The following is a 26743-nucleotide window of genomic DNA, read 5'->3' as shown; positions in this document are numbered from 1 at the left end:
AGGCCGGGGGCCTCGAATGAAACGCCCCACGCGGGCGCCGGCGAACCGCGAACGTCACGCGCGGGCTCGGGAGCCCGCCCTACACAAGAGTGCGCCACAATCCGGCCCGTGTAGATAACCTATTGAAAATTTTTGCACGGGACCACGCAATTTCTGCGAAAATCCGCTTCTTCATTTTTCCGGTGCCGTGCCCGGCCGCCTTCCACTTCCCGGATGGCGGCGCGCACGGCGCTTCGCTTTGGAGCTGTCCATGAAATTTCGTTTCCCAATCGTCATCATTGACGAGGATTTCCGTTCCGAGAACACGTCCGGTCTCGGCATTCGCGCGCTGGCCGCCGCGATGGAAAAAGAAGGCATGGAAGTGCTGGGCCTGACCAGCTATGGCGACCTGTCGCAGTTCGCCCAGCAGCAGTCGCGCGCCTCGGCCTTCGTGCTGTCGATCGACGACGAGGAATTCGGCGGCGGCACCATCGAGGAAACCAACTTTGCCCTGGCCGGCCTGCGCGCCTTCGTGCAGGAGATCCGCCACAAGAACTCCGACATCCCGATCTACATCTATGGCGAGACCCGCACCAGCCGCCACATCCCGAACGACATCCTGAAGGAGCTGCACGGCTTCATCCACATGTTCGAGGACACGCCGGAATTCGTCGCGCGCCACATCATCCGCGAAGCGAAGGCCTATCTGGACAGCCTGGCGCCGCCGTTCTTCCGCGCCCTGGTCCACTACGCCAACGACGGCTCCTATTCGTGGCACTGCCCCGGCCACTCGGGCGGCGTGGCGTTCCTGAAGTCGCCGATCGGCCAGATGTTCCACCAGTTCTTCGGCGAGAACATGCTGCGCGCCGACGTCTGCAACGCCGTCGAGGAACTCGGCCAGCTGCTCGATCACACGGGCCCCGTGGCCAAGTCGGAACGCAACGCCGCGCGCATCTACAACGCCGACCACTGCTACTTCGTCACGAACGGCACGTCCACGTCGAACAAGATGGTGTGGCACTCGACCGTGGCGCCGGGCGACATCGTGGTCGTCGACCGCAACTGCCATAAATCGATCCTGCACTCGATCATCATGTGCGGCGCGATCCCCGTGTTCCTGATGCCGACCCGGAACAACCTGGGCATCATCGGCCCGATCCCGCTGGAAGAATTCTCGCCGGAGTCGATCCGCAGGAAGATCGAGGCGAACCCGTTCGCGCGCGAGGCCAGGAACAAGAAGCCGCGCATCATGACGATCACGCAGTCCACGTACGATGGCGTCGTGTACAACGTGGAGACGCTGCGCGAACTGCTGGACGGCGAGATCGACACGCTGCACTTCGACGAAGCCTGGCTGCCGCACGCCACGTTCCACGACTTCTACCGCAACATGCACGCGATCGGCCGCGACCGCCCGCGCGCGAAGCAGTCGATGATCTTCTCCACACAGTCCACGCACAAGCTGCTCGCGGGCCTGTCGCAGGCATCGCAGGTGCTCGTGCGCGAATCCGAGACCGTCGCGCTCGACCAGGACGCGTTCAACGAGGCGTACCTGATGCACACGTCGACGTCGCCGCAGTACTCCATCATCGCGTCGTGCGACGTCGCCGCCGCGATGATGGAAGCGCCGGGCGGCACGGCGCTCGTCGAGGAATCGATCTTCGAAGCGCTGGACTTCCGCCGCGCGATGCAGAAGGTCGACGAGGAATGGGGCCAGGACTGGTGGTTCAAGGTGTGGGGGCCGCAAGTCACCAGCGAGGAAGGCATCGGCACGCAGGCGGACTGGATGATCCACGCGGAAGACGACTGGCACGGCTTCGGCAACCTGGCCGAAGGCTTCAACATGCTCGATCCGATCAAGGCGACGATCGTCACGCCGGGCCTGTCGCTGGACGGCTCGTTCGGCGACTCGGGCATCCCCGCGTCGATCGTCACGAAGTACCTCGCCGAGCACGGCGTCATCATCGAGAAGTGCGGCCTGTACTCGTTCTTCATCATGTTCACGATCGGCATCACGAAGGGCCGCTGGAATACGCTCGTCACCGCCCTTCAGCAGTTCAAGGACGACTACGACCGCAACCAGCCGATGTGGCGCGTCATGCCGGAGTTCTCGGCCGCGAACCCGCGCTACGAATCGTGGGGCCTGCGCGACCTGTGCCAGCAGATCCACGACTTCTACAAATCGCGCGACGTCGCCCGCCTGACGACCGAGATGTACTTGTCGGACATGATCCCCGCGATGAAGCCGTCGGACGCCTTCGCCAAGATGGCGCACCGCGAGATCGAACGCGTCGCGATCGAGGACCTCGAAGGCCGCATCACGGCGATCCTGCTGACGCCTTATCCGCCGGGTATCCCGCTGCTGATTCCGGGCGAGCGCTTCAACAAGACCATCGTCGACTACCTGCGCTTCGCGCGCGACTTCAACGAGCGCTTCCCGGGCTTCGAGACGGACGTGCACGGCCTCGTCAAGCGCGAGATCGACGGCAAGCTGGGCTACTTCGTGGATTGCGTCAAGCAAGGCTGATCCGTTCCACCGCGCCGTACGAAGAGGAGCCGAGGCTCCTCTTTTTTTTAGCCGTGCTCACGCTACCCGCGTGAACCGAAACGACAACGGGAAGTCATACGTATTGCCGAGCCAGCGCACGGCCAGTCCGTCCGACCGCTTCAATTTCTGGACAATATTGCGGAGACAATGGCACGATATCGTCCATTCAACAATGGCGTCGATACATGGGAACTGCATGCAGGACAATCCGGCGCCGGTGAACGCGGGAAAGCCCGCCCTGACCATCGGGCTCATGGCGCCCTGGTTTCTCGTCGTCGAAGCCTGCGAAAAACCGCGCCCGCTTTGCGGTCTGTGACAACCGGTTCAACACCATCGACAGGAGCACCGATGCCCAATATGCCTGACGCCCGGGACGATCCACAAGCAGGCAACCGCTTGGCGGTAGGCGCCCACAAGACCGTTCCCGTGCATGCCGCCTTGTGGTGGAACGACGCCGCGCTGGCGGTCGCTCCGGGAGAGATGTACGCCTTGGAGGCGGACGGAGAATGGATCGACGCGGGCATCCGGTCGACGGCCGCCGGCTACTCCCTGCCGCTGCTCGCATTGTTCACATGGGCGCGGCGCGTTCGCGACGCGAACTGGTTCAGCCTCATCGCGGCCGTCCATTCCGCGTCCGGCCTGGCGGCGATCGAGCCGTCGGCGGGCAACTTCGTCACCGGCTGGATCGAAAGCTGGCGGCGGCATGTGCGATCCCATGACCTCGCGTCACAGCTCACCGATATCGGCGCGCGCCAGGACCTTAGGATCCGCCAAGCCGGCCACTTGTACCTGTTTGCGAACGATGCCTACTTCGCGTACTGCAATAACGAAGGAACGATCTCGCTACGCATCAGACGCCTGAAATGACGGTCAGGTCTTGGGCAACGTCACCCCATGCTGCCCCTGATACTTGCCGCCGCGGTCCTTGTACGACGTCTCGCAGATCTCGTCGCTTTCGAAGAACAGCACCTGCGCGCAACCTTCGCCCGCGTAGATCTTGGCCGGCAGCGGCGTCGTGTTCGAGAACTCCAGCGTCACGTAGCCTTCCCATTCCGGTTCGAACGGGGTCACGTTGACGATGATGCCGCAACGGGCATACGTCGACTTGCCGAGGCAGACGGTCAGCACGTTGCGCGGGATGCGGAAGTATTCGATCGTGCGGGCGAGCGCGAACGAGTTCGGCGGAATGATGCACACGTCGCTCTTCACGTCGACGAAGGAATTCGAATCGAAATTCTTCGGGTCGACGATGGTGCTGTTAATGTTCGTGAACACCTTGAATTCGTCGGCGCAGCGGATGTCGTAGCCGTACGAGGACGTACCCCACGAAATGATCTTGCGGCCGTCCGTCTCGCGCACCTGTTTCGGCGAGAACGGCTCGATCATGCCGGTTTCTTCCGCCATCCGGCGTATCCATTTGTCGCTCTTGATACTCATCGCTGGGCTTCTTCTCAAAAAGGGGGAATAACAATCCCGCAATTCTACGCGAAAGCGTCGCAATCTAGGCGAAAAGCACCGCCGGGCGTCCCGCTTTTTCCTCGGCCTGCGCCAACAGCCGCGCGATCATCTCGCGCGTCAGCTGGGCCGTCAGCTGCGGCTTCTCCATCGGGTACAAGTGCGTGCCCTCGATCGTGACGAAGTTGGCGCCGACGAGCCGGCGCGTCGCATCCAGGCCCGCCTGGCGCAGCTCGGCGGAATCGGTGCCCGCGATGAAACCCACCGGCACCGGGAACGGCGCGCGCAGCGCGCGGTCCATGTCGTGCGGCAGCGTGCCGTAGATCGCCGCCTCGACGTCGCGGTCGAAGCGCAGCTGCACGCCGTCCGGATGCGGCTTCAGGCCGTGATCGAGATAATCGTCCAGCGCGCCCGGCGCCCACGCCTGGAAGATCGGCTTGGCGATGAAATGCTCGTAGGCGGCCGCGCGCGACGGCCACACGTTGCGGCGCCGGCGCGCGACACCGCCGGGCGACAGCCGCTCGCGCAATCCCAGCGCCTTCACGAAGCGCCACACGCCCGCGCGCCAGCCCGCGACGACGGGCGAATCCAGCATCACGACGCAGCGCGCCAGGTCGGGCCGGCGATGGGCCGCCAGCATGCTGACCGCGCCGCCCAGCGAATGGCCGACGAGAATCGCGGGCCGGCCGTACGTCTCCAGCTGCGCGATCAGTTCGTCGATCAGCGTGTGCCAGTTGTCGCGCACGGGAAAGCGGGGATCGTGGCCCAGCATGTCCGTCGTGCGCACGTCGAAATCGCGCCGCAGCTCGTCGAGCAGGCGGCCGTACGATCCAGCCGGATAGCTGTTCCCGTGGGTGAAATGGAGTAATGGCTGGGGCATCGGAAGGTATGACGCGGCTGCGCATAGTCGGAACGAGGCCCATTGTAATGTCATTACCTCCCGTGGTTTAGAGGGAAACGCCTACACCCGCCGCGTGCAGGCGCCGGCTCAACGGCGGTCTGGCGGGCCGTCCGCGTCGCGGACGCGGACGCGGCGCTGGCGCAGTTGTTCGCGCTGTTCCGGCGTCAGCACGGCCAGCGCCTGGGCTTCCGTGCGGGCTTGCAGCAGCGCTTCGGCGGCGACGGCCTGGCCCAGGTCGCGCGCCAGCGCGGCGGCCTTCGCGTCGTCGAATTTGTCCGCGCGGCCCAGGTCGCGCAGGGCCTCGTGCGCCTTGCGGATGGCCTTGTCGCGCTCGCGCCGCTCGGGCGCCTGCGCGTGCATGATGGCGAACAGCTTGTCCTGCTGCGCGTCGGTGAGTTTCAGGCCATGCAGGGGCATCCGGCCGAAGGGCATGTCCGGGCCCGGCGCGCCGGGTCCGTGGCCGCCCGGCCCCCGCTCGTGGTCACCTTCTGCCGGAGGCTCGCCGGCGGCGAAGGCCGGGGTGACGGAGGTCGTGGCGATACTGGCGGCAAGCAGCGCGGCCGCCGCGGAAAGGCTTCTGAGTTTCATGTCTGTCATCCTCTTTTGTTGGGAGACGCCATTCTCGGTTGCCTCCGTGTTAAGGAGTGTTATCGCCGTGTAAAACCGCGTAAAGAGCCGGCGGCGGGCGTGGCCCGCACAAGCGCGCTACGCTAAGATGCGAGCATGAACCAAGTCCTGCTTATCGACGACGACACCGAACTGGTCGGCATGTTCTCCGAATACCTGGAACAGGAAGGCTTTCGCGTCGCCTGTGCCCACGACGGCGAGACGGGCGCGCGCGAAGCGCTGACCGGCCAGTACGCCATCGCCATCCTCGACGTGATGATGCCCCGCATGAACGGCATCGAGACGCTGCGCCGCATCCGCGCCGCCAGCCGCATGCCGATCCTGATGCTGACCGGCCGTGGCGACGACGCCGACCGCATCCTCGGCCTGGAACTGGGCGCCGACGACTACGTCACGAAGCCCTGCACGCCGCGCGAACTCACGGCGCGCGTGCGCGCCATCCTGCGCCGCACCCAAGGGTCGCCGAACGACGGCCCGGGCATCACGCTCACGGTCGGCAAGCTGACCATGCTGCCGGAACAGCGCCGCGCCATGTGGGGCGGCCAGCCGCTGGAATTGACCAGCACCGAATTCAACCTGCTCGAAGTCCTTGCCCGCAATGCCGGCCGCCCGGTCAGCAAGAACGACTTGTCCGAGCAGGGCCTGGGCCGCCCGCTGGCCCGCTTCGACCGCAACATCGACGTGCACCTGTCGAGCCTGCGCCACAAACTCGGCACGCTGTCCGACGGCCGTTCCTGCCTGCAGACCGTCTACCGTCTCGGCTACCAGCTGATCCGCGAGTAGCGATGGGGCGGCTGTTCTGGAAGTTCTTCCTGTCCATCCTGCTGGCCCAGGTGACCGCCACGATCGGCATCGGCGGCACCCTGTGGCTGCGCGACCAGGCGCGCCAGCGCAACAGCGAGCCTACGCTCGACGCCAGCCCGCCCGCCACGATCATGCTGGACGCGGCGGCGGCCACGCTCAAGCACGGCGGCATCGACGCCCTGCGCGACCTGGCCGCCGGCAGCCGTCGCATGCATCTGTACGTGCTCGACGACCAGGGCCATGAACTGCTCGGCCGGCCCGTGTCCGCCAAGCTGCGCGACGAGGTCGAACGCAATCTGCAGGGCGATGGCCCCACGCATGCCGTCACGCAGCTGACGGGCGCCGACGGCCGCCGCTATACCGCCTTCGCGTCGCGTGCCTGGCATATGCCGGGCATGGACGGTCCCGGACCGCGCGGGTTCGCCCCCCCGGCAAGCGCCCCGGGCGCCCGCGGTCCAGGTGGCCCGGGCCCGCGCATGGAGGGTGGTCCCGGCGGCCCAGGCGGCCCGGGCGCCGGCTGGTTCGGCCTGCCGCCGGAATTCGGCCGCCATGTGGGCCGCTGGCTGCCGATCGTCGCCGCCATGCTCGCGAGCCTGCTGTTCGCCGCCCTCCTCGCCTGGTATTTCTCGCGCCCGATCCGCGCCTTGCAGCGCGCCTTCGACGCCGCGGCCGCCGGCGACCTCGCGCCGAAATTCGCGCACGCGGCACCGCGGCTGATCGGCGACGAACTGGCGGAGCTGGGCCACGACTTCGACCGCATGAGCGCCCAGCTGCGCGCCCTGATGGATGGCCAGCGCCGCCTGCTGCACGACGTCTCGCACGAGCTGCGCTCGCCGCTGGCGCGCCTGCAGGCGGCCATCGGCCTCGCGCACCAGCAGCCCGACCGCCTGCAGGCATCGCTGGAACGCATCGAGCGCGAGAGCGTACGCATGGACCGCCTCGTCGGCGAGCTGTTGACCTTGTCGCGCCTGGAAGCGGCGACGGCGCCGCCGGCGACGGAGCCCGTCGACGTCGTCGAGATGGTCGACCAGATCGCCGACGACGCCCGCTTCGAAGCCGGCGTGGTGGTCGACGTCGACGCACCGGAGCCGGTCACCGTGCGCGCCGCGCCGGACCTGTTGTGGAGCGCCGTCGAGAACATCGTGCGCAACGCCGTCAAGCACGGCGCGGGCGGGCGCGTGCACGTGTGCGTGCATCCCGACCGCGAGCTCGTTCACATCGAAGTCCTCGACAACGGCCCCGGCATTGCCCCGGAACACCTGGGCGACGTGTTCGAACCGTTCTTCCGCTCGAACCCGACGCGCAACAACGTCGACGGCCACGGGCTCGGTCTGGCCATCGCGAAGCGGGTCGTCGAGACGCACGGCGGACGCATCTCGGCCGCGAACCGCGCGGAAGGCGGGCTGCGGATGACCATCACGCTGCCGCGCGTGGTCTGATCAGCGCCGGTACCAGTAGCGCGCATGCTCGTCGCGGTAGCTGCGCCAGTTCACGGAGTTACCGACGTCCAGCATCAGCGCACCCGCGTCGTCGGTGCGCAGGCGCCGGATGCCGAGCGTGCCGTAGCGTTCATAAACCTCGGCCTTCGGGTGGTGGTAGCGATTGCGGAATCCCACCTGGAAGATTGCGACCTCGGGCCGCACCGCCTCCAAAAAGGCCAGTGTCGACGACGTGCCGCTGCCGTGGTGCGGGGCGAGCAGCACGTCCGCGCGCAGCTGCGCGCGCGCGCGATCGAGCAGCGCCGCTTCCTGCGCGGCTTCGATGTCGCCGGCCAGCAGCACGGTGCGCCGGCCATTGCTGATGCGGAGCGTGCAGCTGCGCGCATTGGTCTTCAGGTGCGCATCGCCATAACTGGCGGGCGTCGGATGCAGCATGTCGAACACGATGCCGTCCCACTCCCAATGCTGGCCGGCGGCGCAGCGTAGGTGCCGCCGCGCCGCGCGCACGATCGCGTGGTCGATGGGCAAAGACGACGCGAGCCAGCCGGCATCGACGCCTTCCAGCAGCGCCAGCGCGCCGCCCGTGTGGTCCGTGTCGCTGTGGCTGACGACGATGCCGTCGAGCGCCGCGATGCCGCGCATGCGCAGGTAGGGCAGGATCACGCGGCTGCCGCCATCGACACCGGGCGCGTATGCGGGGCCCGTGTCGTAAATGAGCCGGTGCCGCTCCGTTTCGACGAGCAGCGCCATGCCCTGCCCCACGTCGAACGCCGTCACGCGAAAGGTGCCGGCGGGTGGATGGTCCGGGACCTGCAGCAGCATCGGCAGCAGCGCCACCGCACCTGCCCAGCGATGCGGCCAGCCGCGCGGCATCAGCATCCACAGCGTGCCGCCCACACCCAGGACGAACACCCACGCCTGCGGCGCCGGCGCACGCCACACGGCGCCGGGCCATCCGGACATGAGCCGCAGCAGCGCCGCGAGCATCTCGACGACCCAGTGCGCGAGCAGAAGCAGCCAGTCGCCCGGGGGCCCGGGCATCAGGCTGCCGGCCAGCGCGAGCGGCGTTACGACGAAGCTGACGAGCGGGATCGCCACCGCGTTCGCGAGCGGACTGACGATGGACACCTGAGCGAACAGCAGCAACGTCAGCGGCACCAGCCCGGCCGTGACGGCCCATTGCGTGCGTCCCGCCAGCAGCAGCGCGCCGCGCGGACCGGCGGGCGGCGGCCCGATCCGGCCGTGCCCGGCGAACAGGATGACGGCCACCGCGCCGAACGACAGCCAGAACCCCGGCCACAGCACCGCCCACGGGTCGAGCAGCACGACCGCCCCGAGCGCCGTGCACAGCACGTGCGACACGGCCGCCAGGCGCCCCGTCCACAACGCCAGCGCGACGACGGACAGCATGTACAACGTGCGCTGCGCCGGCACGCCGAAACCGGCCAGCAGCACATACAGCAAGGCGACGACCGCCCCGGCGAGCGCCGCCGCCTTCTGTGCCGGTAGCAGCAGCGGCAGCCGCGCGGGGGTGTAGAACGAGCGGCGCCACAGGGCCGACACGGCCCCGGCGGCAAGGCCCGCGATCATCGTGATGTGCAATCCGGAGATGGAGATGATGTAAGGCCATTCTTGCTTTAAGACAAAATTGACGAGGTCCAAAATGAAGAAATATTGCGATTTATCCAACACGAGTTGATTTCTTCCGTGGCGAGTGTTTACATTATCGTATCTGTTCGCCAACAAAATTTAGCTTCACTCTTCAATAGGGAGGGCAAATGACACAGGTGCAAGGCAAGACTATGGTGGCTGCGGCTGGACCTTACTGGTACTGGACGACCTTAGGGCCAAATAACGTAAATTTAACCGATAGCGTCGCAACGCTTCCACCCGGCAATTACAACCTCTTCTGGGACTTTAGAGGTCCCGCAGGAAGCAAATTCGCATTCGAAGTAATCGGTCCGGCCGGGGTTTTGGTCGGAGTAAGCGACATGATCCCAGCGAATTCCGTTGATGGCTGGGGCACCAAGTCATTTGTCGTTCCCTAGGGATAAACAAATGAAAACTATGAGTGTATGTAATGCAACTACGTTGATGCTTGCTCTCTCTCTGTGCGAAGTTTCGTCTGCCGATGAAACGCCGAAAGCGCCAGACAAGATGCCTCAAGTGATTACCGCAGCTCCATCTTCTTCTCTTATCTCTTCGGCCGGAGCGCAAATCACCGCCTCCAATGATGGATCATCCGCCTCCATCAAAATTGGGAAGGAAACGTCAACGCTCACCGATGAAACAGCACAGTTTTCCACTTGGAATCTGTCCGCTGAGGCGCCCATTGGCAAAACTGACAGTCCTCACCGATTATTCTCAGTGGATGGGTTCGAAAACGCGACTGCCATTGGTGTTTCGTACATGCGCTTTCAAACCGGAGTAAGTCCGGGAAACCTTTCAAAATTGACCGAGTATTGCAATAAGATGCGCAGTGCAGCGGAAAAAAGCGTTAGTCTTCCTCCGGGCACTGACGCAAAAAAACTTGAATGTACTGCAACCAATTTTGCAAAATACCTTTCATCTGACTTATATCAAGAAGCGAGAGCTTCCATGCCCGGGCCCACTCCCGGTGGAGTTTTATGGGGCGCAGCTTTAAAGTATGGAAGGCAGAATTCTACATTCTACGACGCAACGACATTGTCGAAGAACGAAGTGCACAACAATCCGTGGAGCGCATCGCTATATGCAGGGTGGAATCCTAGCTCAGTTGCTTTACCTCAGTTCTATGTGTTGAAAGTTACTCGAAAGCAGGATTACAAGGATTTAGACCAGTCCGTTAGGTGCCCAGCACTAGCGACCTCAACTACTATTGCTTGTGTGACGGGATCGATCGGTATGCCAAAGAGTCAGGCGAGTACGCTCTTTGGTCTTGAAGGGCGGATACTGATTGGGTCAAGTGTGGGGATCTCGCCTTCCGTGACACGTGATAAGAACGTGCACAAAACCACTATAGACTTTCCAGTTTATTTACTAGCGAATAAAGACAGTGCCTTAAGCGGCGGGTTCGGGGTCTCTTGGGACAGCCAAGACAAAAAAACGACGCTCGGACTTTTTGTGGGAGCGCCGTTCAACGTATGGCCGTTCTAAAGCTGAAGTTAGCCGTAGCCAGAGCGCAGAAATTCCTTTTGACATACCACCAGCCGATATTCGCCACAACTACCAGTGCCGCGATGTATTCATAGCCACGAGATCGAAATCAGATGACCGATCCCGGTGCGGTTGAACACCTGCCAGTCGGCCTGGTCGATGCCGCGCTGGTCGCCGATCACGAGCGCCACGATGACGCCTGCGTACGCGCGCCCCGCGAGGGCATCCTGGATGCGGGCCCGCAACGCCGCGCGGACACGTTCGACCAGCACGCCGGGACCGGGCACGAAGGCGTCGAGCTGCGTGTCGTCGTCGCCGGCGCGGACGTAGCCGGTGGCGCGCACGCCTTGCTCCAGCAGCCACGCTTCGTAATCGAACCCGCCCGGATTCGCGTTGCCGTGGGGGCGCTGCAGGCGCACCGTCAATTGCCAGCGCTGGCCCGGCTGGACGTCGCCGACCACCTGGCGCGCGCCATGCATGCCCGCGTACCACGACAGCGCCACGTGGGGCGGCACCCGCACGTCCGCGTCGAGGCTGCGTTCGACATGGAAGCCGAAGCGCACGCCCTGGTCGAAGCGGTACGGCAGCGTCTCGACGATGCCGACGATGTGCAGGTCGCGGCCTTCGTCGCGCGGGGCTAGCGATGGCGCGAGCGTGGCCTGGGCCAGCAGTGCGGCCCAGGCATAGCCGGCCAGGAGGCCGGCGGTGGCGATTGTCGCGATGCGCGCTGCCGGGCGGCGGCGTGTGGATGCGCAGGCCAGCACGAGGAGCGTGGCGGTGGCAGCGCAGGCGGCCATCAGGTTTGCAGAAGGTAGCGCCGCGACGGTTTGCAGGTAGGTGATGCCGCTGACGAACCCAAGGATGAAGCTGCGCATGGCGGGACGGTCTGGCGTTACGCCGGGTCGAAGTTCATGTCGGGTCGGGATCGCACATGGCCGGCGTGTTCGCAGACGAGTGGCGATCCGTGGACACAACTGATCGGAGGCGGATGCTCGACGACACACTGTCCCACAGCGCCAATACAGCCTCCCCGCGCAGACTTGCGTCCACTGGCTGCCCTCCTGGACGGAGCAGGTCGCGGGCGTCCGCGATCCCGCTCGACCTGCGTGAACCTGTCGTCGTGCCACGGGCCTCGATCTCCGCCTCACGCGCCGCCAGACGCTTGCCGAACACTGCCTCACCGTCCTCGATCGTCTCGATCCTGAACCCGTCCATCATCTCATGTAAGAAGCGCAACTGCGCATCGCCCGGCACATCGACGAGAAAGCGTCCCATGCAAACCCTGCTCTTCTTTTTCATTATTTTTTCGACCTCGGATCGATCCCGTGCACCGGAGACCTGACCAACGGCCCACGTTCCCGCACAGGCGAGCGCTGCAAGCAGTACGATCATCGCGCACCATCCGAGCTTTCTCGACTTAATCGTGATCGGCACCCGTTCAGTCAGTATTCACGCACGCCGGTCGCTCGCGAACGTCGACGGGCCGACCGGAGGCGGAGGATCGTCACCTTGCCTCTCCTGTCCACCTTCAGCGAGAAGCCCGACAAATTCAGCCTCGGCGAAACGCATCAGTTGCCACGTGCTGCGACGCTGAATGACTTCGGGACCCGCTGAACGACCAAACATGGCTACTGGTACTTGAAAAGTCGCGGATGGCAGGGTACTACCGCGGGGGAACCAGCGCGTGCCGTCGAGAGCATGCGTCTCCAAGCAACGCCACCAGCCGCTCGCCGGACAAACTTCTCCGGTCCGTACATTAATACCGAGGGCAGCCGGCCGGCCACTGGCATCGCTTGGCGCGTCCGCAGTCGCACTAAGGGGTCCCGGAGGATCGAGCGCCACTAAAATTGGCGTCCTGGGACGCAGCCGCTTATCGACCAGTCTCCAAGTGGTCAGCTGTGACGGTTCGATGCTCGGCTGGAGACCACGCAACTTTTGCCATAGGGTCTGGCGCGGCAACAGCAGCGCCTGTGGCATACGATCGCCCTTGCAGATCCACTGAACCGTGCCACCTTGGACATCGACACCAGGACCGCCCTCGCGGCACTTCCACCAACCGGACTGCGGGCACACTTCCCCGGCGATTGCCAATGCTCCCAGCTTCGGAGCCGGCGGTTCCGTGGGCAGATCGTCTGGCGGCGGCGGATCAGACTTACGTAAGCGGATGCTGGACGAGATGCTATCCCATAGAGCCAGAACTGCGTCTTCATGCAAGCTGGCGTCGACTGGTTTGCCGCCCGGTTGAGGATTGATTCCGCCGTGTAATTCGAGCGATAAGAACGGCTGCCATGGATCATCCGGAATGCCTTGGGTTTCCCATACAAAACCGTATGTCGTCGCAAAATTCAACTCGCGGACACGCTCCAACACTTCCTCGCCCTCGAGCCCGTTGATCACGCGCTTGTCGGAGCGCAGCTTAGACACCCGCAGCATCTCATCAGGACTCGCTTCGGCATCCATATCGGCGTAGCGAGTCAGAAGGCTGCGGCTTCTGTTGCCACCAGGAATACTGACGAATGCCAGCGCCACATCGGGGTGATCGGGAAAACCGATATGCATCGCGATGTGCTCCGTCTTGTGCGCAGGCACAGGATCCGCAAACACGGCGCGCCAGATACAGAACCCAGGAACGGCGGGAATTTCGTCCTCGGCTCGAACCCGAAGCCTCGCTAATAGTTCTTCCGCAATCTTGGCTCTGGACTCGCTCGATTCCGTCGAGGCGAGTGAAAAACTCAAGCCGCTTATGTGCCCATGAGCCTCGACCGAGACCGATTCCATGTCAACACGTCGATCACCCTCCATCACGTGCCCGCGGCTACGCCCATAGACAAATACGCGACCAATCATGTTGGGCACCCGCAGATCGCGAGCCTCGACAATGCCACCGTCCCGATCCTGTCCCACGCCCTTGGCACCGATATCGGTCTCACGCGCGGCCATCCGCTTGCGGAACGCGTCGTCGTCCTCCTCGATCGTTTCGATTTCGAACCCGGCCATTCTCTCGCGGGAAACGGTGATCTCGGACTGAGTCGGCACATCGATAAGAAACCGCCCAATACATATCGTCTTCATCTTTTCCGTCATTTTCGCCACCTCGGATCTGTCCCGCATACTGCGGACTTGGCCAGCAGCCCAAGTTCCGGCACAAGCTAAAGCTGCAACCAAAACGATGAGCTTTTGCCATCCGCGCTTCCCCATGCGCGTCATGGCATCTTCTGTACAAGCTTGACGATAAGATGATGAGTCAACAACAAGGCAGCTTCATCGTTGAACGCTCCCTGGTGATCAAATCCACGGATATCGAAAAGTTGAGTAACCTTTCCACGTGGGCCTGTGCCGGATTGATGTGGCACGGTTCCGTCACCTGCAACATCCTGCCGCGCGGGTACGAAATGCAAATCAGTCCTTCCTTCGACGCGAACCCGGCGCCCGCCGCCAGCCCCATAACCGGTCTGCAACGCGCTTCGTAAATTGGCATCCGTGAACACAGCCCCCGCCCCGGTATCACGCGCGACCCAACGCACTGCACCAAAGGACAAGTGAGCCGGATCGGCACCGTAAAAGGCATAGGTATTTGGATGATAGTAAGCATCCAGAACGTTGCGATGAAAATGCTCAGCTTTTGCGATGGCCTTTCTGATGGCCTCCGTGACACCGTGGTCTTCGTCGTGGTATTTCCCAACAGGATCGGCTAACGCTGGGTCGATTAATCGGTACCAGGACTTCATATCACGGTAGAACTCGTAGGGATTGCCAACTGGCAAATGCACGACGTCGCGCGGCACATCTTTATGATTGATCCGGCTGACCATACAGATGTGCAGCCACGGCTGCGGGTATAAATGATTCGGAAGCAACTGTAGTGCACCGGGTGAAGTCGCCATTACCGGCATCGTCGACTCTGGCCGCTCTCCAAGGATCTCCGATATGTACTCCGCTTTTTTGTTGTCGATCCCACCATTAGTCGGACTCCATTTTTCGGTACCACAAGCGATGCGCCGGTAACAGACAGGCGCACCCAATGCAGGCATCGCACCGTGGATCACACCCAGGATGCTGTCCGGAATCTGTTTCGCGCACGCCCTCGCGACCAGGCCGCCCATCGAATGTGTCACGAGAATCACTTTTCGACATTCGCGCTTACGGTCGGTCCAGAACGCGATGATGCGCTCAATGCGCTGACGCAACCAGTTGGCCGAGTCCTCGCACGATTCCAGCCAGTTATACCCGCACGCGTACACCGGGTAGTAGAAATCGGCGTGCTTTTCCAGTTCCGGCTCCGTGACCTTGTCGATGCCACGGACACCCCATTTCGTGGGATCGCATGCCATTACGTCCTTCCAATGGGCGCAAATCACACGCACATTGTCGAGCGGCGCCATTTCAAACGTATGGTTCAGGCCAATATGTAACCCATACAGCAACCTTCCATATGAATCCCAATGCACCTCCCCCCACCAACGTTCTCGCACCTCGGCCTCGGTCATGCCATAGTTGCGGGCTTCGAGCGGTAAATGGATTTCGCCACGTTTGTCGACCTCCAACGTGTTGCCGTCGAGGATCTGTTGGCGGGTGCCTGGATCCCGGCCTTTCCATAAACGGGCCGCGTAAATTCCGTCGATAGTACCGTTCGGCGCCCGCCAAGCTTCTTCCCCCGGATTTATTGTCTTGTTTGCCCTCTTCGCCGGACTGGTCGCCGCCCGCAAATTCGTCCCCATGATCCCCGGCACGACGATGACCGGAATCACCTTCGACGACGGCAACGTGAACAGCCCGCGTGTCGTGAACGACGTCGGCGTGAGAACGGTTCGGCCGGTCCAGCTGCCGTCCGGCTGCGGGACGAGGTTCGGCAAGGGGCGGGTGGGGTCAGGCATGCGCGCTCCGTGGTCAAGGGGTGGGGCCCGGGTCAGCGGGGGACGTCGTCGGGGAGAAAGGTCATGTGCACGGCGCCGATCATTTCGCCGATCAGCAACGAGGTGCGGCCTTCCGCGTCGGTGCGTCCGGTGACGGTGCGGCCGTCTTCGAACGTCGCCTTGTAGCGTTGGTTCGGGACCGGCTTGCCGGTCTGTTCGTGGCGCAGCACCACGTATTCGTCGGTGCGCAGGTGCGACGTCGGCATGCGCACGCCCGCGGGCGCCGCGCCGTCCGGACCCAGGTGGTCGAAGCCGGCGGCCTTGAACACCTGGCGGCCGCTCGTCTGCTGCGTGACCGTGCCGTTCGCCCAGTCCGTCTGCGCACCCGGCGCGATGATTTTCACGTCAGGCGCCTCCAGCTCGATGCGCTCGGCGGCGACGAGGCTGATGCGGCCGGCCGACTTGATCTGGATATTGCCCAGGTGGCTGTGGACGACGATGTCGCCGCGGCCCGCGACGAGCCGTACGCCCAGTTCGTGGGCGAATAGGCTCAGGCGGCGTGCCGCGCGCACGAAGATGTTCCTGCCGGCCGCGATCTCGGCATCGCCCGCGCTGACGATGTCCACCTTCCCGCTCGCGCCCAGTGCGAGGCTGTCGTTGCTGGCGACGATGACGCCGTTCGGTGCCGTCGCCGCGAGGATCGGTTCGCCGCCGCCGGCCGCGCCCTCCGCCACGTTGCTGCCCGCGTGCCAGCGTTTCAGTTTGTCGACGAGGGCGGCGAGGCGCTTGCCCGTCGGTTCGTCGTCCGTGTGGACGGCGGCCAGCTTGCCCACTTCGTCGAGGATGCCCTGCATGACCTCCGCCAGGCCGGCCAGGCCGGCCCGGTCGAGTTGGCCCCCGTCCGCCCGCGGGCTCGCCTCGGCGCTGATCAGGACGCCCTGCGCGCCGCGCACGGCCACCGCGCGGTCGCTGCGCAATTCGGCGCCCTCGCCGCGCGGCGTGCCGGTGCCGTCGGCGCGGGGGCGCGTCAGCCAGCCGAGGTTCAGTTCCGACATGCCGTGGTCGCTGGCCAGTTGCGCGCTGATCTCGCCGCGCGTGTCGTCGAAGCGCAGCTGGTTGCCGCGCGCGCCCTGGATTTCGTGCGTGCGCGTGCCGGACACGTAGCGGTTGCCCGGCAGCGCGCCCGTCTGGCTGAACGCGGGCGGCGCCGTGCGCTGGTTGTACAACTGCGCGAGGATGATCGGACGATCCGGATCGCCGCCGAGGAACGCGACCAGCACCTCGCTGCCCACGCGTGGCAGCGACAGCGCGCCCGCCTGCTGCTGGCTGCCGTTGCCGTTGCCGGCCCAGTTGGACGCCACGCGCACCCAGGCCGAATCGGCCGGCGAACCGGACGCCCCGGCGCCGTGTGCGTGGCGGTGGTCGGCGGCGCGCATGCCGGGGAAGCGGATTTTCACGCGCCCCAGCGCGTCGCAATGCACGTCCTCGCCCGCCGGGCCCACGACGATGGCGCTTTGCAGCTGCGGATGCGGCAGGTCCGTGCGCGGGTCGTACGCCGGCACGATCGGGATACCCCGCCGCACGGCCGAGAAGCTGACGCGCACCCGTGCCTGGCCATCGCCCGCGCGCGGGGCCGGCAGCGCGCCCAGGGCGGCATCGGCCGACAGCGACGCAGGATGGCCAACGACATGGCGGTCGAGATCGCGCGGCAGGTTGTTGTCGGCCACGATGTGCAATTCCGTGATCACGAAGTCGCGCTCCGCCGCCGGGTGCGTATCGATTTCGGGATGGCCTTCGAGCGCGAAATACTGGCCGGCGCAGAAGTCGCGCACGCTGCCCTCGCCCTGGAAGCATTTCGATTCGAACTCGTGGCGGCTCATGCGCACATGGCCCAGGCGCCAGTGGTCGAGGACGTCGTTGCCGGCGTGCGGCATCTCAATCAGGTAGTCGTCCAGCGACGCGGCGAGCGTGTTGCCGCTGGGGCCCTGGTCCACGTTGCTGCGCGCGGTGGCCGTCATGAACTGCGCGCAGCCGGGATTTTTATAGTCCCAGCTGTGACGCGTGGCGACGCCCGGCTGCAGGCGGCGCGCGGCGCGCCAGGCTTGAATGGTGTCGCGGCCGTCGGCCATGCTGTCGCGGTGGTAGCGCACCGTGCCTGCCGCGTTCCGCGGCAGGCCGTTCGGGTCGTTGAACAGCACCAGCGTGTGCGCGGGCGTGCGGTCGTGCGCGGGGTCGACGGGGCTGCCGCGGCTGCGGCCCGGCCGGAAGACCCACGCGATGCCGCGCCGCTTGAGCAGGCGGCGCACGAACGCGGCGTCCGACTCGTTGTACTGCATGGTCTGTTCGCGCGGCGGGAACTGGCGCATGTCGAACAGCGGGTCGAGTTCCAGCTCGAACGCGTTCGCGAGCACCGCGTTCGACTGGCGCCATTCGTCGCACAGCACCTGCACGATCTCGAGTTCGTTCTGGTAGCGGAACACGCGGCTGTTGGTGCGCTTTTCCATCACGGCGAAGACGTCGCGCAGCACCAGCTCGTAGCCAGCCAGGCCGCCGTCCGCATCGCCCGCGCGCGCCTCCGTGACGATGCCGCAGACGCTGCGGAGCATGCCGCGGTCGGTGACGAACTGGAGTTCCGCGGGCAGCGCGATGAGATCCTTGAGCGCGATGTGCGGGCTGCCGGCGAGGCAGGCGACGCGGTAGTCGATGCCGCCGCAGACCGCCTCGCTCCCGACGACCCGCTGGGGCAGCAGCACGTCCTCCGCGAGCTGCCCGCCGTGGGCCAGGCGCAGGCGCAGCGGCCGGTGAGCGGTGCTCAGGATTTTTTCGTGCTGCAGAACCCGCAGGAACTCGCTCGCGCTTTCCACTGTCTCTCCCGTGAACACGCCGCGGCTGCGGCACGAGAATGGATTCTTCCATGCTTCAACCGGCGCGGGATTGGTTTAACTCAGTGTGTGCCGGGGCGAACTTCGGGGCGTGTGGATGGTCCCATGCGACGCGCCGCACGGGGTCGCGCGATGCGCCGGTGCGAACACGCGGGAACCGGGACCGTGCGGACGCAGTCGCGCGGCGCGGCACGATGGCCGGCGGGTACGACCCATGTGCAGCATGCGCGCCGCATGCGCGCGGACGAAATGTTCAGGACACCAGCGCGGTCAGGCGCGCGGGTGGGATGCTCGGGACACCAGCGCGGCCAGCCGCGGCATCGCCGCGAGCGCGTTCGCGTGCGTCGCCGCGCGCACCGCGTCCGCATCGATGCCGCGCAGTTCCGCCAGCACGCCGCCGATCGCGGGCAATTGCTCCGGACTGTTGCGGCCCGGGTGGATCCAGGACGGCGAAATGTCCGGCGCATCCGTCTCCAGCACGATGGCGCCCAGCGGGAGGTCGGCCGCGAGCCGCCGGATCTGCAGCGCGCGCGTAAAGGTCATGGCGCCGCCGAAGCCGAGGTGGAAGCCCACGTCGATGAAGGCCCGGGCCTGCTGGAAGCTGCCGTTGAACGCGTGCGCGATGCCGGCCGGCGGCCGGATCTGGCGCACATGCTTCAGCACCTGGTCCTGCGAGCGGCGCACATGCGTGAGGACGGGCAGACCGAAATCGCGGGCGATGCGCAGCTGCTCGCGCAGGAAGCGTTCCTGCTTGTCGCGCATCGCCGGTTCGCACAGCATCGGGATGAAGAAGTCCAGGCCGATCTCGCCGATGGCCACGAGGCGCGGATCGTCGAGCGAGGCCTCGACCTGGCGCCGCAATTCGGCCAGGTCGGCATCGAGCGCCTGCGGCACGTAGATCGGATGGATGCCCAGCGCATAGCTGGCGTTCGGGACGTCCGCGGCCAGCCGGCGCACGACGTCGAAATTGTCGCGCGCGACGGCCGGGATCACGATCATGCCGACACCCTGCTCCGCCGCCCGGCGCGCGGTGTCGGCGGATTCGGCGCCGAATTCGTGCGCGTCGAGGTGGCAGTGGGTGTCGATCCACATGGGGGATTACACGTCGGCCGGTTGCAGGCCGTGTTCCGTCATGCGCAGCACGCGGTCGCAGCGGCCCGCCAGTTCCGGGTCGTGCGTGACGATCACGAACGCGGTGCCCAGGGTCTTCGACAGTTCCAGCATCAGGTCGAAGATGCCCTGCGCCGTCGTGTGGTCGAGGTTGCCGGTCGGTTCGTCCGCGAGCACGCAGGCCGGTTCCGTGACGAGGGCGCGCGCCAGGGCCACGCGCTGGCGCTCGCCGCCGGACAGTTCGCCCGGCCGGTGGATCGCGCGCTTCGTCAGGCCCACGCGCGCCAGGATCGCCTGCGCACGCGCGACGGCTTCCTCGCGCTTCACGCGCCGGATCAACAGCGGCATCGCGACGTTGTCCAGCGCCGTGAATTCCGGCAGCAGGTGGTGGAACTGGTAGACGAAGCCGAGCGAGCGGTTGCGCAGCTCGCCGCGGCGCGTCTCGGACAACGTCGCGAAGTCTTCGCCGTGCAAGGTCACGACGCCGGTGCTGGGCGTATCGAGCCCGCCCAGGATGTGCAGCAGGGTCGACTTGCCGGACCCGGACGCGCCCACGATGGCGACGCGCTCGCCGCGGCCGATGGCGAAGTCGATGTGGTCGAGCACCTGGACGGCGTAGTCGCCCTGGCGGAAGGTCTTGCCGACGCCGCGGCAGGCCAGGACGGCCGTGCCTGTCGCCGGCGCGCCGGCGGTGTGCTTTTTCATGTCATTCATAACGCAAGGCCTCCGCCGGCTTCACGCGCGAGGCCGACCAGCTCGGGTAGATGGTCGCGACGAAGGCCAGCAGCACCGAGACGCCGCCGATCTTGAAGACGTCCGGCCAGCGCAGGTCGGACGGGACTTCGCTGATCAGATAAATATCCTTGGACAGGAATTGGACGCCCAGCAGGTGCTCGATGAACGGGACGATGACGTCGATGTTCAGCGCCACCAGCACGCCCAGCGCCACGCCGGCGGCCGTGCCCATGAGGCCGACGAGGGCGCCCTGGATCATGAAGATCTTGGTGATCGAGCGCGGCGACGCGCCCAGCGTGCGCAGGATGGCGATGTCCGGCTGCTTCTCCGTCACCGTCATGACAAGGGTGGAGACGAGGTTGAACGCGGCCACGGCGATGATCAGCGTGAGGATGATGAACATCATGCGCTTCTCGGTCTGCACGGCGGCGAACCAGTTGGCGTTCAGCTTGGACCAGTCGCGCATGATCAGGTCGCCCGACATCGTGCGCTTCAGTTCCTCGGCCACGATCGGGGCCTGGTGCATGTCGGCGATGCGCAGGCGCAGGCCGTTCGGCGCATCCAGGCGTTCCATGCGTTCGGCGTCCTCGATGTTGATGAAGGCCAGCGCGGAATCGAATTCGAAATGGCCGGCCTCGAAGATGCCGCTCACCGTGAACACGCGCGAGCGCGGCACCATGCCGGCCGGCGTCGTCTGGCCCTGCGCCAGCAGCATGTTGACCTTGTCGCCGACGCCCACGCCGAGCGAGCGCGCCAGCACGTAGCCGAGCACGATGTTGAACTGGCCCGGGCGCAGGCTGTCCATGCTGCCCTGGCGGATCTGCTTGGCGACGTCCGAGACCTTGTGCTCTTCAGACGGCAGGATGCCGCGGATGACGGCCGGCTTCATCGTATCTTCGCGCACGAGCAGGCCCTGGGTCTCGACGAACGGCGCCGCGCCGCGCACGGCCGGGTTGCGGAACGCTTCCTGCTCGGCCTGGCGCCAGTTCGGCATCGAGCCGGCCGCGTCGAACACTTCGATGTGGGCGAGCACGGACAGCATGCGGTCCGTCACCTTTTTCTGGAACCCGTTCATCACCGACAGCACGACGATCAGCGCGGCCACGCCGAGGGCGATGCCGGACACCGAGATCAGCGAGATGAAGGAAATGAAGCTGTTGCGGCTGCTGCGCTTGCCGGCGCGCGTGTAGCGCAGGCCGACCAGCCATTCGTACGGCAGTTTGTGGATGAGGCTCATGGGCTCCAGGGTAAATGCATTGGTCCCGCAGTTTGCCACACAACGCTCATCCGTGTGGGGCGTTGTCACAATTGGAAGTACTTTTTCTATCTCGCACACACTGAAAATGTCCGGAACTCCGCGCGCGCGCGCCCATCGAACGCAGACAGGAGGCCGACATGCCATTTTCCGTCTTCGATTCCAAGGGCACGCCGCTCGACCGGCAGCACATGACGTGGCGCGACATGGTGCGCAAGCCGATCAGCAAGCTGGACGACGACGCCTTCACCCGCATGCGCGTCATCCTCATGAGCGGCATCGAGCAGGAGGCGCTGCGCTTCTCGCACATGGCGGCGCGCTGCAATATGGCGCTGCGCCAGCCGCTGGCCGACGTGCGCCGGGTCGAACAGCATCAGGCCACGCTGGTCGGCTGGCTGCTGTCGTCCGACCATTCGCCGCTCGAGACGACGATCGCCTACGAACAGCTGGCCATCGAGCTGACGGCCAGCGTCGCGAAGGCCGAGCCCGACAACTACCTGTCGCAGGTCTACCGCTTCGGCCTGCTGGAAGACTTCGACCACCTGTACCGTTACGCCGCGCTGCTCGACCGCGTGGAGGGCAAGGACGCGAACAATATCCTGCAGAGCTATACGGACATCCTGCCCGGCCGTCCCACGCTCGAACACCACCGCGCCCCGCGCGACGACCTGCGCATCCCGTACGACCGCAGCATGGCCGCGATGCTCAGCAAGCTGCATGCGCTGACGATCACGGCGGCCGAGGCCCAGACGCACGCCTATTACATGAACGTGGGGCCGACGTTCGCCGACCCGGTCGCCCGCCAGTTGTATGCCGAGATCGCCTCGGTGGAGGAACAGCATGTGACGCAGTACGAATCGCTGCTGGACCCGACGGAGACCTGGGTCGAGCAGTGGCTGCTGCACGAGGCGAACGAGTGCTACACCTATTACAGTTGCGTCGAGACGGAGACGAACCACCAGGTCAAGGCGGTCTGGGAGCGCTGCCTCGACTACGAACTGGGCCATTTCCACATGGCCGCCGAGGCGTTCCGGCGCTACGAACGGCGCGATCCGGCCGAGATCGTGGGCGACTTTCCCCGGCCGATCGAATTACGCAGCCAGCGCGAGTACGTACGCAAGGTCCTCGCGACCGAAGTCGAACTGCGCGCACTCGGCACGCAGATCGTGCCCAAAGCGCACGAAGACCAGGCCAGCATCGATGTTCGCCGCCAGCTGAACGCCGACGGCTCGCCCAGCGAGGCGGTGGCGGCGGGCTACGTCTGGACGCCGGGCACGGAGCTGGTCAGCCATGGCGCGGCCGGCACGACGGCCCTCATCGCGACCCGGCCCGCCAACGAGGGCGGCGTCGTCATGCCCTGAGCGGCAAGCGGAGGTCATATGGCACACCAGAGCGAACACATGGGCATGAACCGGACCGGGGTACAGATGTCACCCATCGACACGGCCGCCATGCAGGGCAGCGAGAACGTGCCCATGCGCGGCGCCCCCGGCGACGAGCGCGCGCTGCTGGATGCGCGCGAAGCCTATATCCTCGACGCCGACGCCATCGGCTCGCTCCCGATCCCGGGCTCGGTGGCGGGCGCGGTCAGCCTGGGCCTGCACATGCTCAAGGGCGACCGTCCGCAGATCCTGCTCGACAAGCTGGGGGAACGCCTGTCGTTCGAACGGACCGGCACCCGGCTGTACGACGCGCTGCTGGCGAAATGCGACGTCATCGAGGGCGGCCCGGCGGGCATGACGCGCGACCACGTGGCCGACATCCGCCGCGACGAAGCCCGCCACTTCCTGCTGCTCAAGGAGGCGATCGAATCGCTGGGCGGCGACCCGACGGCGCAGACGCCCAGCGCGGACGTCACGGGCGTCGAATCGCAGGGCATCGTGCAGGTGCTGTACGATCCGCGCACGAGCCTGGCGCAGTCGCTGCACGCGCTGCTCACGGCCGAGCTGGCCGACCGCGCCGGCTGGGAGACCCTCATCGCGCTGGCCGGCGAGGCGGGCCAGGACGACCTCGTTGCCGGTTTCACGCTGGCGTTGGAGGACGAGCACCGGCACCTGGCGCTCGTGCAGGGGTGGTATCACGAGGCGATCGGCCTCACGCCCGTGTCCGGGATGCTGCCGCCGGGCGGATCGGCCGGGCTGCCGCCGGACGCATCGACGGCGCCCACGTCCACGCCGGACGTCACGACACCCCTTCCCGGCACGGACGGCATGCTGGGGACGGATATCTGAACAGACCATTTTCGCCTACAATAACGGGATGGCCCACATATCGCTCGTCCTGCCGTTCGCCCTCCCCGTTCCAGAATTCGCGCCCGACCTGACCCGCGCCCTGCAGGCACCGGCGCTGTCCGCGCTGTTATCAAGAACATCAAACGCCCACTACCGCCGGCTCGATGCCGACGCGCGCGTGCTGCCGCACGAGCTGTGGATCGCACGGGCGCTCGGGCTCGCGCGCGGGCTCGTGCCGGGCGTCGCGGCCAGCGCCATGCGCGGCCTGGGGCTGGATCCGGAGGGCGGCATGTGGTTCGTCGTGAATCCGACACACATCCAGATCGCGCGCACGCATCTGCAGATGGGCGACCCGCGCCAGCTCGACCTGCGCGAACCCGAGGCGCGCGCCCTGTTCGACAGCGCCCGCCCCTGCTTCGAGGACGCGGGCTATGCGCTCGCGTGGGGCACGCACGACACCTGGTTCATGCGCGCCGACGCCTGGACCGACCTGACGACGGCAAGCCCGGACGCGGCCGTGAACATGAACCTGACGGACTGGATGCCGTCCGGCCCGCAGGCACGCGCCTTCCGCAAGCTGCAGAACGACGTGCAGGTGACGTGGTTCACCGATCCGGCCAACGCGGCGCGCGAGGCGCGCGGCCAGCTGCCGATCAATTCCTTCTGGCCGTGGGGGAACGCCAGCAAGGCCACCGAACACGCCCAGGAACTGGTCGCGAAGGCGGCCGGCCAGGCCCGCCCGCGCCCGCGCGTGGCCGCGTTCGAGGCGCCGGGCTGGCTGACCGCGCTGGCCGAACGCCGCCTGGACAACCTCGCGCAACTCGATACACTGCTGAATGACGGCGGCGACTGGCTGCTCGCCTGCGGCAACGTGGCCGCGCCCGGCATCGCGGCCGACTGGAGCGGCTGGCTGCAGCAGATGCAGCGCCTGGAATCCGAGCTGTTCGCGCCGCTGCTGGCCGCATTAGGCACGGGCCGCGTCAAGACGGTGCGGCTCGTGCTGAGCCACCGCGACGGCCACCTCGAAACGACAACGACCCCGATGGCGCAGCGTAAATTCTGGCGCCGTCCGACCCTGGAACGACTGCTTTGAATACCCGCATCACCATCCGCCCCTGCCCCGTACGCCAATCCGAAATGCTGCGCCAGGGCGGCATCCACCCCGTGCTGGCGCGCGTGTACGCGTCGCGCGGCCTGACCGACCCGCGCGAACTCGCCAGCGAGCTGCAGGCATTGGTGCCGCCGGGCGCGCTGCGCCAGATCGACGCGGCCGCCACCTATCTCGCCGACGCCATCGCGGCCGGCAAGAAGATGACCATCGTCGCCGACTACGACTGCGACGGCGCCACCGCCTGCGCCACCGCCCTGCGCGGCCTGTGGGCGATGGGCGCGCGCGTCGACTACATCGTGCCGAACCGCTTCGAATACGGCTACGGCCTGACGCCCGAGATCGTCGAACTGACGGCGCGCGAAAAGGCGCCGGACATCATCATCACGGTCGATAACGGCATCGCCAGCATCGACGGCGTGGCGGCCGCGAAGGCGCGCGGCATCGACGTCGTCGTCACCGACCACCACCTGCCGGGCGACAGCCTGCCGGACGCGCGCGTGATCGTGAACCCGAACCAGCCGGAATGCGGATTCCCGAGCAAGCACCTGGCCGGCGTGGGCGTCGTGTTCTACGTGCTGCTCGCGCTGCGGGCGGAACTGCGGCGGCGCGGCGTGTTCGACGCGCAGACGCAACCGAAACTCGACAACCTGCTCGACCTCGTCGCGCTGGGCACCGTCGCGGACGTCGTCAAGCTCGACACCAACAACCGCATCCTCGTCGCGCAGGGTTTGAAACGCATGCGCGCGGGCCGCATGCACGCGGGCGTCGCTGCCTTGTTCCGCGTGGCGGGCCGGGAAGCGCGCTGCGCGTCGCCGTTCGACCTCGGCTTCGCGCTGGGTCCGCGCCTGAACGCGGCGGGCCGCCTGGAAGACATGTCGCTCGGAATCGAGTGCCTGATCACGGACGACGAGGGCCGCGCCTGGGAGATCGCCCATCAGCTCAACGACATCAACCTCAAACGGCGCGAGATCGAGGCCGACATGCAGGGCACGGCGCTGCTGCACCTGGACGATTTCAACCCGGCGGACGCCAGCACCATCGCCGTGTTCGACGACGGCTGGCACCAGGGCGTCATCGGCATCGTGGCGTCGCGCCTGAAGGAAAAATTCTACCGCCCGACGATCACGTTCGCGCCGGCGGGCAACGGCTGGATCAAGGGTTCCGGGCGCTCGATCCCGGGCTTCCACCTGCGCGATGCGCTGGACCTCGTGTCGAAGAAAGTCCCCGGCCTGATCGACAAATTCGGCGGCCACTCGATGGCGGCGGGCCTGTCGATCCGCGCCGACCACTTCGACACGTTCGCCCAGGCCTTCGAAGCCGTCGGCCGCGCATGGCTGACACAAGCGCAGCTGGAACGCATCGTCGAGACGGACGGGCCGCTGGAAGACGATTTCTACAGCACGCAATTCATCGAACTGCTGGACGGCCAGGTGTGGGGCCAGGGCTTCGCGCCGCCCGTGTTCTGCGACGAATTCCGAGTCGTGAGCCAGCGCATCCTCAAGGACAAGCACCTCAAGCTGCTGCTGGAGCGTAACGGCCGCCGCTACGACGCCATCTGGTTCGGGCACACGGACGCGCTGGGCGAAAAAGCGCGCGTCGCGTTCCGGCTCGACGCCAACGAGTACAACGGCGTCACCAAGGTGCAACTGCTGGTGGAGCACGCCGAGCCGGCGTGAAC

20 protein-coding genes and 1 pseudogene are annotated in these 26743 nt (G+C 65.9%); 9 read left to right on the top strand and 12 right to left on the bottom strand.

Features of this window, described 5'->3' with window-relative positions; translation table 11 throughout:
• Positions 1–250 precede the first annotated feature (250 nt).
• Entirely contained in the window at positions 251–2506 is a 2256-nt protein-coding gene (locus tag BVG12_RS33120; RefSeq protein ID WP_075796127.1) for an arginine/lysine/ornithine decarboxylase, read from the top strand.
• 369 nt (positions 2507–2875) lie between these two features.
• Positions 2876–3394 carry a hypothetical protein gene (locus BVG12_RS33115; protein WP_156895810.1) on the top strand — a complete coding sequence of 173 codons (519 nt, stop codon included), beginning with the start codon at positions 2876–2878 and terminating at the stop codon, positions 3392–3394.
• A gap of 3 nt (positions 3395–3397) precedes the next feature.
• On the opposite strand, the gene dcd is transcribed toward BVG12_RS33115, so the two are convergent.
• The 3 genes from dcd to BVG12_RS33100 form a co-directional block, all read right to left on the bottom strand.
• Positions 3398–3964, bottom strand: coding sequence for a dCTP deaminase (gene dcd / locus BVG12_RS33110; protein WP_075796125.1), 567 nt, complete (start codon positions 3962–3964; stop codon positions 3398–3400).
• Positions 3965–4028: 64 nt separating this feature from the next.
• Positions 4029–4862, bottom strand: coding sequence for an alpha/beta fold hydrolase (locus tag BVG12_RS33105; RefSeq protein WP_075796124.1), 834 nt, complete (start codon positions 4860–4862; stop codon positions 4029–4031).
• A 108-nt stretch (positions 4863–4970) separates the two neighbouring features.
• Positions 4971–5471 (bottom strand): Spy/CpxP family protein refolding chaperone, encoded by a 501-nt coding sequence (locus BVG12_RS33100; RefSeq protein ID WP_075796123.1) that lies wholly within the window; start codon positions 5469–5471, stop codon positions 4971–4973.
• Between the two features lie 135 nt (positions 5472–5606).
• Here BVG12_RS33100 and BVG12_RS33095 point away from each other — a divergent pair, with 135 nt between their 5' ends.
• A complete protein-coding gene (locus BVG12_RS33095; RefSeq protein ID WP_075796122.1) occupies positions 5607–6293 on the top strand; it encodes a response regulator transcription factor in 687 nt (228 codons plus the stop codon).
• Between the two features lie 2 nt (positions 6294–6295).
• Positions 6296–7753, top strand: a complete 1458-nt coding sequence (locus BVG12_RS33090; protein ID WP_075796121.1) for a sensor histidine kinase — start codon at positions 6296–6298, stop codon at positions 7751–7753.
• Here the strand turns inward: BVG12_RS33090 and BVG12_RS33085 are convergent.
• Positions 7754–9376 (bottom strand): annotated as a pseudogene (locus BVG12_RS33085) (DNA internalization-related competence protein ComEC/Rec2); the annotation flags it as partial.
• Positions 9377–9811: 435 nt separating this feature from the next.
• Here BVG12_RS33085 and BVG12_RS34410 point away from each other — a divergent pair.
• Positions 9812–10888, top strand: coding sequence for a hypothetical protein (locus tag BVG12_RS34410; RefSeq protein WP_156895809.1), 1077 nt, complete (start codon positions 9812–9814; stop codon positions 10886–10888).
• A gap of 89 nt (positions 10889–10977) precedes the next feature.
• Here the strand turns inward: BVG12_RS34410 and BVG12_RS33080 are convergent, their stop codons facing one another.
• The 8 genes from BVG12_RS33080 to BVG12_RS33045 all read right to left on the bottom strand — a co-directional run bounded on the left by BVG12_RS33080 (position 10978) and on the right by BVG12_RS33045 (position 21705).
• Complete coding sequence (locus BVG12_RS33080; RefSeq protein WP_075796120.1) at positions 10978–11763, bottom strand: ComEC/Rec2 family competence protein; 786 nt, start codon at positions 11761–11763, stop codon at positions 10978–10980.
• 34 nt (positions 11764–11797) lie between these two features.
• Entirely contained in the window at positions 11798–12280 is a 483-nt protein-coding gene (locus tag BVG12_RS33075) for a Tli4 family immunity protein (protein ID WP_075796119.1), read from the bottom strand.
• A 57-nt stretch (positions 12281–12337) separates the two neighbouring features.
• The gene (locus BVG12_RS33070) at positions 12338–14095 is read right to left on the bottom strand and encodes a T6SS immunity protein Tli4 family protein (RefSeq protein ID WP_156895808.1); all 1758 of its coding nucleotides are present in this window, start codon (positions 14093–14095) and stop codon (positions 12338–12340) included.
• A complete protein-coding gene (locus tag BVG12_RS33065; protein WP_075796117.1) occupies positions 14092–15762 on the bottom strand; it encodes an esterase/lipase family protein in 1671 nt (556 codons plus the stop codon). Before BVG12_RS33065 ends, BVG12_RS33070 begins: the two co-directional genes overlap by 4 nt.
• Before the next feature lie 32 nt (positions 15763–15794).
• On the bottom strand, positions 15795–18605 hold the full coding sequence (locus tag BVG12_RS33060) for a type VI secretion system Vgr family protein (protein ID WP_075796712.1): 2811 nt from the start codon (positions 18603–18605) through the stop codon (positions 15795–15797).
• Positions 18606–18893: 288 nt separating this feature from the next.
• Positions 18894–19715, bottom strand: coding sequence for a TatD family hydrolase (locus BVG12_RS33055; protein WP_075796116.1), 822 nt, complete (start codon positions 19713–19715; stop codon positions 18894–18896).
• 6 nt (positions 19716–19721) lie between these two features.
• The gene (gene lolD, locus BVG12_RS33050; RefSeq protein WP_156895807.1) at positions 19722–20438 is read right to left on the bottom strand and encodes a lipoprotein-releasing ABC transporter ATP-binding protein LolD; all 717 of its coding nucleotides are present in this window, start codon (positions 20436–20438) and stop codon (positions 19722–19724) included.
• 1 nt (position 20439) lies between these two features.
• The gene (locus BVG12_RS33045) at positions 20440–21705 is read right to left on the bottom strand and encodes a lipoprotein-releasing ABC transporter permease subunit (protein ID WP_075796114.1); all 1266 of its coding nucleotides are present in this window, start codon (positions 21703–21705) and stop codon (positions 20440–20442) included.
• A 158-nt stretch (positions 21706–21863) separates the two neighbouring features.
• Here BVG12_RS33045 and BVG12_RS33040 point away from each other — a divergent pair, with 158 nt between their 5' ends.
• The 4 genes from BVG12_RS33040 to recJ are packed head-to-tail and all read left to right on the top strand — an operon-like array spanning position 21864 to position 26741.
• Positions 21864–23084, top strand: coding sequence for a hypothetical protein (locus BVG12_RS33040; protein ID WP_075796113.1), 1221 nt, complete (start codon positions 21864–21866; stop codon positions 23082–23084).
• Between the two features lie 18 nt (positions 23085–23102).
• Positions 23103–23954: a ferritin-like domain-containing protein gene (locus tag BVG12_RS33035; RefSeq protein WP_075796112.1), complete on the top strand. Its 852-nt coding sequence runs from the start codon at positions 23103–23105 to the stop codon at positions 23952–23954.
• 28 nt (positions 23955–23982) lie between these two features.
• Positions 23983–25047 (top strand): hypothetical protein, encoded by a 1065-nt coding sequence (locus tag BVG12_RS33030; protein ID WP_075796111.1) that lies wholly within the window; start codon positions 23983–23985, stop codon positions 25045–25047.
• 44 nt (positions 25048–25091) lie between these two features.
• Positions 25092–26741: a single-stranded-DNA-specific exonuclease RecJ gene (gene recJ / locus BVG12_RS33025; protein ID WP_075796711.1), complete on the top strand. Its 1650-nt coding sequence runs from the start codon at positions 25092–25094 to the stop codon at positions 26739–26741.
• The last annotated feature ends 2 nt before the right edge of the window (positions 26742–26743 follow it).

Origin of the sequence: Massilia putida (assembly GCF_001941825.1) — a bacterium.
In the GTDB taxonomy this organism is placed as follows: domain Bacteria; phylum Pseudomonadota; class Gammaproteobacteria; order Burkholderiales; family Burkholderiaceae_D; genus Telluria; species Telluria putida.
Note: the sequence above shows the minus strand (reverse complement) of the source record. Positions and strands in the feature narration are given on the sequence as shown.